The sequence below is a fragment of the Pseudomonas gozinkensis genome (assembly GCF_014863585.1).
Taxonomy (GTDB): domain Bacteria; phylum Pseudomonadota; class Gammaproteobacteria; order Pseudomonadales; family Pseudomonadaceae; genus Aquipseudomonas; species Aquipseudomonas gozinkensis.
This window is the reverse complement of the sequence record NZ_CP062253.1, coordinates 3,392,943-3,408,208: the sequence shown is the minus strand read 5'-3', so window position 1 is coordinate 3,408,208 and position 15,266 is coordinate 3,392,943. Positions and strand designations below refer to the sequence as shown.

Here is a 15,266-nt window from a genome sequence, read left to right as displayed (position 1 = left end):
ACTTGTGCGCGGCACCTTCGGGTGCCGCGTCGTTTCATATCTTTCGCTCTGGATTTGCGCAATGTCATTGGCTGTTCGCTTTTCTCACGCCGGGGTCTTTACCGGCATGCTGTTCGGTCTCACCTGCGGCGCTGCCCTGCCCGCCCTCGCCGACACCGATTCGAACGTGTTCACCCGCAATACCCTGACCGGCGACTGGGGCGGCCTGCGCCACCAACTCGACGAAGACGGCATCAAGTTTACCGGCGATTACACCGGCGAAACCGCCTACAACGCCGACGGCGGCCTGCACCGCTCCGCCCGTTACTCGCAGAACATCAAGCTCGGCGCGCAGTTTGATCTGAGCAAACTGTACGGCGTGGACAACGCCGGCAAGATCCAACTGAGCATCAACGACCGGCGCGGCAACAGCGCCTCGGAAGATCTGGTCGGCAACCGTCTGCCGATCCAGGAAAACTACGGCGGCCTCTACACGCGCCTCACCGAACTCAGCTACGAGCGCATGTTTACCCCGGCGCTGAACGTCAAACTCGGCTACATGGCCATGGGCAATGACCTCGGCGGTCTCGACAGCGGCATTCTCTGCAACTTCATGAACGCCGGCTTCTGCGGCCATCCGCTGAACATGTCTGGTGGCAGCGGCTGGACCAACTATCCCAACGCCCACCTGGGTGTCCGGGTGAAATACGACCTCTCCCCTGCCTGGCAACTGCGAGTGGCGGCGTTCAATGTCGACCCGCAAAGCAACGGCAATTCCAGTCGTGCCTGGCACCTTGGCCCGAAACACACCACCGGCACCGTGGTGCCGATCGAGCTGGTCTACAAGCAGGCAGGCAAACTGCCAGGCGAGTACAAGGTCGGTTATTACTACGACAGCTCCGACGTCAAACGCATCGGCAGTGACAAGGAAGTGTCCGGACGCGGCGGCCATTACGTCCTGATTGACCAGGCTGTGTGGGCCTCTGACGCCTCCGAAGGCCGCAGCCTGCACGCTTTCGGCCAATACTCGGCGGCCAGCGAAGCGGCTTCGCCGTTCAGCAAGTGGTACGGCACCGGTCTGGTGCTGTACAAACCGTTCGAAGGCCGCCCGCGCGACACCGTGGCGCTGGGCTACGGCCGCGCAGTACCGAACCCGCGCAGCCGCGATGTGCAACAGGACGCAGCCATGGCCAATGGCGCAGCGTTTCCCGATCTGGACAGCGCCGAGCAATTGATCGAACTCGGCTACGGCTATCAAGCCACCCCATGGCTGACGCTGCGTCCGAATGTGCAATACATCATCGAGCCGGGTGCGTTTTCCGGGCAGGACATCGACAATGCGTTGGTGTTTGGATTGCAGGTGAAAGCCGCGCTCTGAAGCCGACGATTGTCGACCACAAAAAAAGCACCCGAAGGTGCTTTTTTTGTCCGTGCCGCCAGCGGAATCAACCCGCGAAGTTGGACCGCGCCGCGTGCAGTTTCTTGTAGCTCTCGATCAGGCGCAGGTGTCGATCCAGCCCTTCCAGCTTCATGCTGGTCGGCGTCAGGCCGTAGAAGCGCACGCTGCCGTTGACCGAGCCGATCGCCGCATCCATGCGCTCGTCGCCGAACATGCGACGGAAGTTGGCTTCGTAGTCTTCCAGCTCCAGATCCTCGTCCAGCTCCATTTCCAGCACGACGTTGACCGCTTGATAGAACAAGCCGCGCTCGACGGTGTTGTCGTTGTATTGCAGGAAGGCCTCGACCAGATCCTTGGCCTGCTCGTACTTCTGCAAGGCGAGGTAGATCTGCAGGCGCAGTTCAAGGATGGTCAACTTGCCCCATGGCGTGTTGTCGTCGAACTCGATGCCGATCAGCGTGGTGATGTCGGTGTAATCGTCCAGCTCGCTGTGTTCCAGGCCTTTGGCGAGATTGCGCAGGCCGACTTTGCTCAGGTTGTGCAGGTTGAGGATGTCGGCACGGAATTGCAGCGCTTTGTTGGTGTTGTCCCAGATCAGGTCTTCTACCGGATAAATCTCCGAATAGTCCGGCACCAGAATGCGGCAAGCCTTGGCGCCGATGTGCTCGTAGACCGCCATGTAGACTTCCTTGCCCATGTCTTCGAGGATGCCGAACAGCGTAGCGGCCTCTTCGGCGTTGGAGTTTTCGCCATTGCCGGAGAAGTCCCACTCGACGAATTCGAAGTCGGCCTTGGCGCTGAAGAAACGCCACGACACCACGCCGCTGGAATCGATGAAGTGCTCGACGAAATTGTTCGGTTCGGTCACGGCCTGGCCCGAGAAGGTCGGTTGTGGCAGATCGTTGAGGCCTTCAAAGCTGCGGCCCTGCAGCAACTCGGTGAGGCTGCGCTCCAGCGCCACTTCGAAGCTCGGGTGCGCGCCGAACGAGGCGAACACGCCGCCGGTGCGCGGGTTCATCAAGGTCACGCACATCACCGGGAATTCACCGCCCAGCGACGCGTCCTTGACCAGCACCGGGAAGCCCTGCTCTTCCAGTGCCTGGATGCCGGCGAGGATGCCCGGGTATTTCGCCAGCACCTCTTGCGGCACATCCGGCAGAGCCATTTCGCCTTCGAGGATTTCGCGCTTGACCGCCCGTTCGAAGATTTCCGACAGGCACTGCACCTGTGCTTCGGCCAGGGTGTTGCCGGCGCTCATGCCGTTGCTGAGAAACAGGTTTTCGATCAGGTTGGACGGGAAGTAAATGACTTCGTTGTCCGACTGGCGCACGAACGGCAGCGAGCAGATGCCGCGCTGAGTATTGCCGGAGTTGGTGTCGTACAGGTGCGAGCCGCGCAGTTCGCCATCGCGGTTGTAGATGCCCAGGCAATACTCGTCGAGGATTTCCGCAGGCAGCTCATCCTTGGCGCCGGGCTTGAACCAGCGCTCGTCCGGGTAATGCACGAATTCGGCATTGGCGATGTCTTCGCCCCAGAACTGATCGTTGTAGAAGAAGTTGCAGTTCAACCGCTCGATGAACTCGCCCAGCGCCGAGGCCAGCGCGCCCTCTTTGGTCGCACCCTTGCCGTTGGTGAAGCACATCGGCGACTGGGCATCGCGGATGTGCAGCGACCAGACGTTGGGCACGATGTTGCGCCACGAAGCGATTTCGATCTTCATGCCCAGGTCGGCCAGAATCCCCGACATGTTGGCGATGGTCTGTTCCAGCGGCAGGTCCTTGCCGGCAATGGAGGTGCCCGCGCCGGAGGTGGAAGCCGGCATCAGCAGGGCCTGGGCATCCGCGTCGAGGTTCTCGACTTCCTCGATCACGAACTCCGGCCCGGCCTGCACCACCTTCTTCACCGTGCAACGGTCGATCGAGCGCAGGATGCCCTGGCGATCCTTTTCGGAGATGTCTGACGGCAGCTCGACCTGGATCTTGAAGATCTGGTTGTAGCGGTTTTCCGGATCGACAATGTTGTTCTGCGACAGACGAATGTTTTCGGTCGGGATGTTGCGGGTACTGCAGTACAACTTTACGAAGTAAGCCGCGCACAAGGCCGACGACGCCAGGAAATAGTCGAACGGACCCGGTGCAGAGCCATCGCCCTTGTAACGGATCGGTTGGTCGGCCACCACCGTGAAGTCATCGAACTTGGCTTCGAGTCGGAGGTTGTCGAGAAAATTGACCTTGATTTCCATGCGGGTTACCAGAATAGCGGGCTAAACAAATTGGCCGCCATTATCCGGTTTTTGAGCGTGAAGTCTTGTGCTTTCGGGTCAAGGACGCCGACTGGTCCTGCGTTTCAAAAATCGACGAGCCCTTCCCGACCCTCAGCCATGCTGGCCAAAAGCCGTGCCCTGGTGTGTCATTTCGTCCGTCTAAACGGCGGTTCCTGTTCTGGCAAATCTTCAAAAAACTCCTACGCTAAACCTGTCCTGAAGTGGGCTGGTTTCAACGGAATGATTTACCACGCAGTTTGAGGGCCTATCAAATGCAAGACCCGATTGCTCAGTCGTCAAAGGCTCACCTGCGCCCGCATCGCCAGTCACTGGCTCTGGAACCGCGCATCCTGTTTGACGGCGCTGCCGCCTCTGCCGCCGCCGATCAACATCACGCCGATCCCGCCGCCCCGGCCGATGCCGCAGCGCCCCACCCCGCCAGCCCCGTCGAGGGCCGCCCCGCCACAGAGCAGGCGCCTTCGGCGGCGCGCACGTTGCTGGTACTCGACAGCCGCGTCGAAAATCGCGAGCAACTGCTCGCGCAGCTCCCGGCCAACGTCACGGCGATTGTAGTGAACAACGGAGAAGACGGTCTGGCCGCGATTTCGGCAGCACTGGCAAAACTCGGCAAGGTCGACTCGATCCAGGTCATGTCCCACGGCGCAGCCGGTCAGTTCACGCTGGGCAATCGAACGGTCACTTCCGACAATATCGACCAGCTCGGCCAGACCCTCGAACAGTGGCGCAACAACCTGACCCAGGGCGCCGACATTCAACTCTACGGATGCGATGTCGGTGCCGGCGCCGCCGGCAAAACCCTGGTCACCGAACTTGCCCGCTGGACCGGTGCCGACGTCGCAGCTTCCAGCAATGACACCGGCAGCAGCAAGGCCGGTGGTGACTGGGCGCTGGAAACCCGGGTCGGCGACATCGACAAGGCGATCGCCATCAGCAGCGCCGCCATGGCGAGTTTCGACGGGTTATTGGCCGACGCGGCGCCGACCGTCACGTTGCCGGCCACCGGCAGCGATGTATTGCTGGGTGACCGTTTCACCTTCAATGTCGACTTCAGCAACACCTCGGGCCAGGAAGGCTACGCGCCGTTCCTGACGCTGTTCATGCCCGCCAGCGGCAAGGACGGCAACGATGGTGCGAGTTTCATTTCCGCCAGTTACCTGGGGCAGAACCTCGTCACCCATGTCGTGAACTTCGACGCCAGCGGTTTTGCCACGCACCCGTTGGCCCGGGACGCCAGCGGCAATCTGCTGCGAATCAGCGCCGCCGCTTTCGGCATGCGGGTTGGCGACCAACTGGTGGTGATCGAGTTACCGTTCGCCAGCGTTTCCAAAGATCAGCCGGTCATTTCCGTGCAGGTCTCGGCCAGTCTGAGCAATCTGGCTGACACGGCATTCTCCAATGGCACGCCGGACCTGACGATTCGAGCCAGTGGCGGCTTTCAGTTCGGCAACGATGCGCTGGACAACCCCACCAGCGACCCGGCGCTGATTCAAGCCGGCACAGTCGCGTTTGTCGTGCATCCGACGGTGATCCGTTTCGATCAGACGCTGTCCACGCCCGAAGGTGAAACCGCGACCGGCCCCAACTACGGCCGCACCTTGACGGTGACGGTCACCCCGGCACCAGGCCAGACCCTGACCCATGTCATCGTCACCCAACCGTTGCCGGATAACGTCCAGGTCACTGCAATTACCCCGGGTGCGGGCGGTCGCCTGACGTCGATCACGCTGCACGACGGCACCGTCGTCACCGATCCGGCACAAATCGCCACGCTGATAGCGTCCGATACGGTGTTCATTAACGCCTTCACCGTCGAGTACGACACGCTTTCTGCCGCCACCGGCACCCAGGTCGCGTTCTATGTGCCGGAGGTCGACGCCAATGGTCAGCCGATCATCAATCCGGTCACCGGGGACGCCGTGACCATCAACATCGGTGCGCCTACCGCGTCCGGCCAGTGGGCGCCGCTGGATCCGCGTGACGTGGTCGCGCCCAACACGACCATCGACTTTTCCGGCACCGGGCGGCCTACCGACTTTGTTGCCAAGTCCATCACTTTGCTCAAGCAGGTGACGTTGCAAACTGACATCGGCCAGACCGGCATCAGCCCCGGCGACACCCTCAGGTACACCTTGAACCTGGCCATTTCCGACTACTTCGCGTTCGGCAAGGACTTCTTCAACGAAGGTCAGTTACTCATTCGCGATCAGCTCAGCGACGGTCAGATCCTCACAGGGACACCGACGCTGACCGTCACCCTCAATGGCGTGGCCCAGACCATCACGCTTGTGACCAGTGTGGTCACCAACGCCGACGGCAGCACGTCGATGGTCTTCGACATTGCCCAATCACTGCGCAATGCGTTTTCCAACATCCGGGGCTGGCTCAATGGCGACCTGGCGTTCGATGACACGCTGCAAGGCGCGGTGCTGGCGGTACTCAGTTACTCGGCAGTCGTCGGCCAGAGCTACAAACCGCCCTCGGGCAACCCCCACAGCGAAATCAATGAAGGCGATGAGCTGGGCAACAGCGCCGTGGTCGATGGCACGATTCTTCAGGACATCTTCAACCTGACCGGGCAAAGCGAAACCGACGGCTCGACCACTACCAGCGTGATCCCGACCAGTACGGTCGACATCAAACTGGTGGAGGTCAATAACGGCACCCCTCCGGGCAACGGTGAGCTGCGGCCCGGCGATGAAGTCACCTTCGAACTGAGCTACGACCTGGTCACTGGCGATTACGAGCAGTTCAAACTCACGGCCTACCTGCCGCTGCCGTTGTTCGACGTCTCCGGCGTGACCTGGGGAACCGGCGGCGATCCCGGCCAATGGCAAATCGGCCCCGGCAATACCAACGTCGGTGGCGTACTGACCGTCACCAGTGGCGTCGGCAACTCGGTGACTTTCGACTTTGGCAGCTTCGTCACCGCCACCACTACGGGCAGTCGTATTGTCGTGCGATTTACCGTGCGCGTGGGCGACCAACCATTCGCCGACCAGCGTTCGCTGGACGTACTGGCGCAATCGAGCCAGCAAACCACCCTCACCGACCGCACGCTGATTTCCTCCGATGTGGTGGCCATTGTTTCCGTGGCCGAACCGGTGCTGTCGATCAAGCATGGTGTGGTCTCCGGCTCCAATGGCACCGTCAGCAACACCACCGGCAGCTGGAATCCGCCAGGCAGCGCGGGTTCTCCGTTCAACGGGCGGGTAACCGATCTGGCGGCGGTGGACGGCAATATCACCGGCATCGACGGTGGCGACCGGTTGCGCCTGGTCACCGCTATCGAGAACTCGGGGGGCGGCGGCGCCTTTGACGTCAGAACCAGCATCACCCTGCCCTCCGGCCTGAGTTTTGTCGGCGGCAGTCTGGCGGCGGCCAATCTGCAGATTTATCGCGGCGACGGCACGGCGTTGGTGCTCGGCGTCGACTACAGCGTGTCAGGCAATCAGATCACCTTCCTTGATGCCGGCGGCCAGGCCACCCTGCTCGCCGGCCGTAGCGGCACGGCGGCCGATAACAGCGGCGCCAATGTGGTCGTGATCAGCTACGACGTGGTGGTCAGCTCGACCATCGAGGCCAGCCGCAGTCTGCAAAGCACGGCAACCTTGAGCAATTACGCCAGTGTCGACGGCGGCACCGACTTCACGCCCGTCGACCTCACCGATCTGTCGAGCCAGCAGGTGGCGGCGCCGACGATCACTAAGGTCTTCGCCGGCGGCACGCTGGACAACGGCGATTCCAGCGCCTCGCACACCACCGGCAGCGATCTGGTGATCGGCGAAAGCATGCGCTACGACATCGTCGTCACCCTGCCCGAAGGCAACACGCAAACTCTGCGCATCGAAGACCTGATTCCGCCGGGCATGCGTCTGGACACCAGCTTCAACGGCGGCCTCGGTTACCAGATCATCACCACCCGTGCCGGCAGTGGCGCCCTCGGGGCCGATTTCGCTGGCAGCATTGTGGTCAGCAGTTTCACCGGTGTGGGTGGCGCACTGGGCGCTGATGGCGTGGATGCGCGCTGGACGTTCAGCATCTCCGGCGCAACCGCCGACAACCTGACCGGCAACAACACCTTCGTCATCCGTTTGCAACTGGTGGCCAACAACGTGATTGCCAACCAGGCCAGCAAGTCCCTGCAGAACAATGCGCAAATGGTGTTCAGCGATCCTGACGGTGACACGCCCAACGGCAATGTCGCAGTGGACCGCAATGTTGCCCTGAGTGGTGGCCAACCGACCGTGACCGTGCGCGAACCGACGTTGACGGTGATTCAGAATCTGACATCGACCTCAGGCCTGGGAGGCTACGATCAGGGCGACACTGTGACGTTCACCATCACCCTGTCCAACGGCAATGGCGGCAACGATTTCAGCGCCTTCGACATCAGTTTCTTCGACAGCCTGCCGACCCAGCTCAGCAACATCACCCTGACCGGGGTGCTGTACCTCAATGGCGCGACCAACAACGGTGGCATCGACTTCGAACTGGTCAACGGCCAGTTACGCACCGCCAGCGGCGCCAACATCGACATCGCCAAGGGCGGCAGCATCGTGTTGAGCCTGTCGGGTGTGGTCAACGCGTCGGCCGCAGCGCAGTCGACGATTCCCAACGTTGCGGTGGTGCAATGGACCAGCCTCGATGGCACCCAGAGTGGCGAGCGTACCGGGGTCGACGGGCCGATCAACGGCGGCTCCCTCAATGACTACCGCAACAGCTCGGTGCTGGTGATACCCGTGGCCCAGGCCATCCAGATTTCCCGTGTCGGCGGCCTGCCGGACAGCCCTGCCCCGTCACCGACCACCGCTGCGCAGGAAGCCGTGACCATCGGCGAAGTCATCCGCTATCGGGTGGTGGTACTGGTTCCGGAAGGCAACAACCCCAATTATCAAGTTCAGATCACCCTGGCCAATGGCTTGCAGTTCATCTCCCCGGATGCGCTGGTGAATGCCTTGCGGATCGGTTTCATTTCCGATGGCGGCCTGACCACCGATGCCAACCTTATCGTCGGCGGCACGCTGAACATCAACGGCAATGAAAACAGCCCGCAGGCCTTGCCGATTACTCCCGATCTGCTGGGGCTGGGCCCCAACGGCGTGTTTGATCCGAGCCGCCTGACCATCGTCACCAATCCCGACGGCAGTCAGGTGATCACGTTCAACCTCGGCAATGTGGTCAATGGCGGTGGTTCCGACGACGACCTCGAAGGTGTGGTGATCGAGTTCAACGTCCGCGTCACCAACCAGGCCAGCAACGCCGCCGGAGCCCTGCTCGGAGCCAGTGCCCATGAAATCGTCAACGGGGTCGGCCGCGCCAACAGCGACACGGTCTTCGAAAAAATCGTCGAGCCGAGCTTCAGCAACTTCGACAAACAAGTCACCGGTTTCAACCCCAACCCGTCCGGAACCACCGGTACTGCCACGATCCAGCTGAGTTTCACCCAGAACGGCGGCTTGCCGGCCTTCGACACACGGGTCAGCGACAGTTTTGCCGGCGGCAGCAATTACAGTCTGATCAGCGTCAGTATCAATGGCGTGCTCTACGGCCCGGGCAATCTGCCTGCCGGTGTCAGCTTCAGTGCTGCAGGCGGGATCAGCGTCAATTTCGATCAGCTGGATGTCGGTGCGCAGGTCAAAGTGGTCTATCAGGTCACGCTACCCAACGCCTCGATCATCGCCAGCAGCAACGCGACCCTGACCTGGAGCAGCCTGCCCGAAGACTTCACTGGTTGGGGCGGCAACAGCGTCGGTACAGACGGAGCCATCGACGGTGAGCGGACCGGCAGCACCGTCGGTCCGAACCAGTACATCCTGCGCGACAATGCAGGACTCGGCGTCATCACCGGTACCTTGTGGAACGATACCGCGTCGGCCACCGGCAGCAGCGTACCCGATGGCGCCGGACTCGCCGGGCAAACCGTGACCCTGACCTGGGCCGGCGCCGACGGTCTGCTGGAAACCACTGCCGACAATCTGCAATTCACCACTGTCACCGACAGCAATGGCCAGTATCACTTCGGCGTACTTCCGCTCGGTGTGTTCCGCATTGATGTGCCCGCCGGGCTGGTCAGTTATCCGCAACCGGTGGGCGACCTGCGAGTGCGGATCGACAGCGATGGCGGCACCCTCGGTCAGATCACCATCACACTGGGCGATGCCGATACCCAGGCCGCCAACGCCGGTTACGTCGAGCAGAACGATGCACCGGTCAACACCCTGCCCGGCACTCAGCACGGCCAGGAAGACGTGGTGCTCAACATCGGTGGCATCAGTGTCGCGGACATCGACGCCAACCGAGACCCGAACGTCAACGATCGTACGGTCAGCGTGATTCTGAAGGTGGTCAACGGCACCCTGTTTCTCGGGGCAACGGTGCCGGGCGTCACGGTCGGCGGCGCCAACACCGCCACCCTGACCCTGACCGGCACCCTGGCGGATATCAACACCGCGCTGGCCAGCCTGCGCTATCTGGGCAATCCGAATTTCAATGGCACCGACACCCTGACCGTGATCAGCAACGATCAGGGTAACTATGGCGATGCCGACGGCGATGGCCTGCCTGGCACTGCCGGCGATTCACTGACCGATACCGACACCCTGCAAATCATCCTCGACCCGGTCAACGACACCCCGGTGGCGGTCAACGACAGTGCGACGGCCGTCGAAGCCGGGGGCACCAACAATGCGGCGATCGGTGTCGATCCGACCGGGAACCTGCTGGCCAACGACAGTGATGTCGACATCGCCACCAATGCCGATCAACTGCACGTCGCCTCGGTCGGCCCGAGCAACGGCTCCGGCATCCAGACGCCCGTGCAGGGCGTGGTGGCGATCACTGGCCAGTACGGGCGGTTGATCGTCGGCAGCAACGGTGCGTACCAGTACATCGTCGACAACAACAATCCGGCGGTCCAGGCCTTGCGCCTGGCCGGGCAGACCCTGATCGACCGCTTCGACTACGTGCTCACCGACCTGGCCGGCGCAACGGCCACCGCCACTCTGACCGTGACTATTCAGGGCGCCAACGACACCCCGGTCGGCGTCGACGATCAAGGCACGGCGGTCGAGGCCGGTGGTGTACTCAACGGCACACCGGGCAGCGATGCCACCGGTAATGTGCTGGACAACGACACCGACGTCGACAGCCTTGCCAACGGCGAAACCAAAACCGTCACCGGCATTCGTGCGGTAGCGGAATCGCAACCCGGCGCTTTCAGTCCGGTGGCAGTCGGCACCTCTATCGCCGGGCTTTACGGCACCTTGACCATCAACCCCGATGGCACCTACCGCTACGTGATCAACAACGCCAATACCACGGTGCAGCGCCTGAGTGTCGGGCAGCAACTGGTCGAAGTGTTCAGCTATCGGGTCACCGATGCCGGCGGCCTGAACGACGTGGCGCAGTTGCGCATCACGATTCAGGGCGCCAACGACAACCCGGTGGCCAGCGACGACGCGGCCCAGGCTCAGGCAGCGTCCACCAACGGTAATGCCACGGAAAGCAACCCGAGCGGTAACGTGATCCTGTTCCCGAGCCGTCCGGGCAGCATTGATCAGCCGGGCGGCAATGGCGTGGACCAGGATGTCGATCAGGTCGACCGCCCCAGCGAGCAACTGAAAGTCAATGGCGTCATCAACAAGAGCGAAGCCACTTACGACCCGCTCAACGACACCTTGAGCGGCGTCACGGCAGGCACCACATCGGCCAATGGCACGGTGGTGGCTGGCCTGTATGGCACGCTGCGAATCGGTGCCGACGGCTCTTTCTTCTACGATGTCGACAGCACCAATGCGGCGGTCCAGGCTTTGGCACCGGGGCAGACACTGACCGAATTCTTCACTTATCGCGTTATCGACACTGCCGGGCTGACCGATACCGCCCAGCTGGTCATTACCGTCCATGGTGTCAACGACCCGCCGGTGGCGCAGAACGTCATATCTATCGCCACCGAGCGTGGCGGCGTCAACAACGGCACTGCGGGTGTCGATCCGATCGGCGATGCCACCGCCAACGCTTTCGACCCGGACGGCGATCCGCTGACCGTGACGTTCATCAAGGCCGGTGCCGAAGGCGATCCCGGAACGCCAGTCGCAGTAGCGGCCGGCGGTACGGTGATCAACGGCCTGTACGGCACACTGACCATTCGCCCCGACGGCACCTACAGCTACGCGCTCGACAACAACAACCCGGATGTCCAGGCGTTGCGCCTGGGCAGTCAGCTATTGCTCGAGCGTTTCACCTTCACCGTCAGCGACGGCGTGGGTCCGACACCGGAAATCGACAGCGCCGAAATCATCGTGCTGATTCGCGGCCAGAACGACAACCCGGTGGCGGCCGATGACAACGCCACGGCGGTTGAGGCCGGAGGATTGAACAACAACCAGCCGGGACTGGATCCGACCGGTAATGTGCTGACCAACGACAGCGATGTCGACGGCGGTGAAATCCCCGGCGACCTTCCCGCCCATGATTACGGCGAAACCCGCGCCGTGTCGTCCGTGCGCACCGGCACCGAGGCTGGCACAGGCACTGCCGGCACGTTGGGCACTGAACTGCGCGGCACTTATGGCTGGCTGACCCTCAATGCCGACGGCAGTTACAGCTATCGCCTGGACAACAGCATGGCGGCCGTCCAGGCCTTGCGAGCCGGCAACACCTTGGCGGACAACTTCACCTACAGCGTGGCCGACGCCTTGGGGGCGCAGGATTCCGCGACCCTGACGATCACCATCCAGGGCAGCAACGACACGCCGGTCGCACAGAATGACAGCAACACCGCCATCGAAGCCGGCGGTCTGAACAACACCACGGCGGGCATCAACCCGACAGGCAATGTGCTCTCCAACGACACTGACGTGGATGGCAACGGTGAACGACTCAGCGTCATCGGCGTTCGCCAGGGGCTTTCGACGGGCGTGATCGGCACGGCTTTTACCGGCGCTTTTGGCACCCTTACGCTCAATGCCGACGGCAGTTACAGCTACATCGTCGACAACGGCAACCCACAAGTGCAGGCGTTGCGCACCAGTGGCGATACGTTGACGGAAATCTTCACCTATCAGATCCGCGATCTGGCCGGCGCCACCAGCAGCGCCACGCTGACCATCATTGTTCGCGGGGCCAACGATAATCCGCGTGCGGTCGACGACAGCGCGGTGGCTGCCGAGGCCGGTGGCAATCTCAATGGCACACCGGGTATCAACCCGACGGGCAATGTGCTGAGCAATGACACGGATGTGGATGCCGGCGACAGCAAAACCGTCACCGGCGTACGTACCGGCAGCGAAGCGGCCGGCGGCGCCTTCACCACGCTGGGTTCCGGCCAGTCGATCGTCGGGCTCTATGGCACGCTGACGATCAACGCCGACGGCAGCTACAGCTACGTGGTCAACAACAATCTGGCGGCCGTACAGGCCTTGAAACTCGGCGAATCACTGGTGGAAACCTTCACCTACCGCATGCGTGACACTGTCGGGGCTACGGACACCGCGCAACTGAGCATCCGTGTCGACGGTGCCTGGGATGCGCCGGTGGCCACCAACGATGTCGCGGTGGCCGTGGCCGACAACGGCGCAGGCAACAGCGTCAATCCGACCCGCAACGTGCTGCCCAACGATACCGACGTCGATGCCGGCGACGGCAAGACCGTGACCGGCATCCGTTTCGGCACCGAAGCGGCCGGCGGCGCGCTGGATGCTGTCAGTCCGGGCACCGACAACACCAATGGCACCCTGATCAACGGCCTCTACGGCCAATTGATCATCGGATCCGACGGCAATTACACCTACATCATCGACTCCAGCAACCCGGCCATTCAGGCGCTGGGCCCGTTGCAGTTTCTCAACGAACGCTTCACCTATCGCGTTACCGACAATGGCGGGCAAAGCGATCTGGCGGAAATCCACATCATCATCCGTGGCCGCAACGATGCGCCGGTGGCCAACACCGACAATGCCACTGCGGTCGAGGCCGGCGGACTAAACAACAGCCAGAGCGGCATCAACCCGAGCGGCAACGTGATCGGCAATGACACGGATCTGGAGGGCGACACCCTCACCGTCTCTGCGCTGCGCACCGGTGGTCTGAACGAAAACGGCACTGCCGGTACGTTGGGCACCGTTCTGCGCGGTCGTTATGGCGACCTGACACTGAACGCCGACGGCACATGGCACTACGAACTCGACAACAACCTGGCCGAAGTCCAGGCCCTGCGTCTGAGTGGCCAGACCCTCACCGACGTGTTCAGCTACACCCTGCGTGACGGGTTCGGGGCAACCGACATTGCCGAGCTGCGCATTACCATCGAAGGACGCAACGACACGCCAGTGGCGCGAGACGATAGCGCAGTCGCCGTGGAAGCGGGTGGCGTCGCTAATGGCACTCCCGGCAGCAATGCCACGGGCAACTTGCTGGATAACGACACCGACGTCGACAGCGTCGCCAACGGCGAAAGCCGGCAAGTGGTGAGTGTCAGCAACGCCGGCGGCCAGTCGAGCGCAGCGGGTCAGGTGTTGATCGGCCTTTACGGCCAACTGACGCTCAACGCCGACGGCAGCTACACCTACGTGATCGACAACGGCAATCCTTTGGTGCAGGCCTTGCGCACGGCCGGCGAAACCCTCAGCGAGACGTTCACCTACCGCATGCGCGATACCGCCGGTGCCACGTCGGACGCGCGCCTGACCGTGGTCATTCAAGGGGCCAACGACGCACCGGTGGCGCAGAACGACAGCGCGATCGCCACCGACCAGACGCCTGCGCCGCAAGTCACCGGCAATGTGTTGCCCAACGACAGCGACGTGGACGGCAACGATGCGCTGCAAGTAGTCGCGATCCGTACCGGTGCCGAGTCCGGCAGTGGAACCTTCGGAGTCATCGGCCAGCCAATCGTCGGGCTGTACGGCACCCTGGTGATCAACGCCGACGGCAGCTACACCTACACCATCGACCAGAACAACCCGCAGGTGCTGGCAGCTGCCGGACTGGGCCAGGTGTTACGCGACATCTTCACCTACACCATCAATGATCGCGCGGGCGCCAGCGACCAGGCCGAACTGGTGATCAATCTGGACATCGCCACGCCTTTCATCGCCGCGCCGCAAGGCAACTTTTTCGACAACGACCCGAGCAGTCGCCACCGCAATCTGCTGCTGCCAGACCCCACTCCGGCGGTTTTCATCACCCCGGTGGTCGAGCGCGAGGCGCAACTGCTCGAGGTCTCGACCTGGGGCGCGGGCGGCGCGAATCTGCGCATTGCCAGCGTCGGCGAGTTTTCCAGCGAATCCAAAGGTGCAGGGCTCGGCCTGGTGCCAGGGCAGTTTGTGTCTCAGGCCGTGCGCGCCAGCCGTGCTGAAAGTGACCTCGACCTGGCGTGGATTCTCGGGCGTCAGGGGCGCACCAGCCTCAGCGCCGACGGGCTGCTCAGCGATCCGTCGCTGTTCACCATTGACCCGGCGCAAATGACCCGAGGCCAGGCAAACACTGAAACTCATCAGGAACAGCGCCCGGCAAGAGGTTTCAGCGCCCAGTTGCGCAACGCCGCCCAGCGGCTGCACCCCGCCCAGCGCGGCGGTGACGACGGCCGGACCGAATGAATGAACG

At 62.5% G+C, this 15,266-nt stretch carries 3 protein-coding genes; 2 read left to right on the top strand and 1 reads right to left on the bottom strand.

Going from position 1 to position 15,266, the window contains the following annotated elements; all coding sequences use genetic code 11:
• Window positions 1–61 precede the first annotated feature (61 nt).
• Window positions 62–1,357, top strand: coding sequence for a carbohydrate porin (locus IHQ43_RS14970; protein WP_192561097.1), 1,296 nt, complete (start codon window positions 62–64; stop codon window positions 1,355–1,357).
• Between the two features lie 67 nt (window positions 1,358–1,424).
• On the opposite strand, the gene IHQ43_RS14965 is transcribed toward IHQ43_RS14970, so the two are convergent.
• Window positions 1,425–3,620, bottom strand: coding sequence for an OsmC domain/YcaO domain-containing protein (locus IHQ43_RS14965; RefSeq protein ID WP_192561096.1), 2,196 nt, complete (start codon window positions 3,618–3,620; stop codon window positions 1,425–1,427).
• A 293-nt stretch (window positions 3,621–3,913) separates the two neighbouring features.
• On the opposite strand from IHQ43_RS14965, the gene IHQ43_RS14960 reads away from it, so the two are divergent.
• On the top strand, window positions 3,914–15,259 hold the full coding sequence (locus IHQ43_RS14960) for a VCBS domain-containing protein (RefSeq protein WP_192561095.1): 11,346 nt from the start codon (window positions 3,914–3,916) through the stop codon (window positions 15,257–15,259).
• Window positions 15,260–15,266 lie beyond the last annotated feature (7 nt).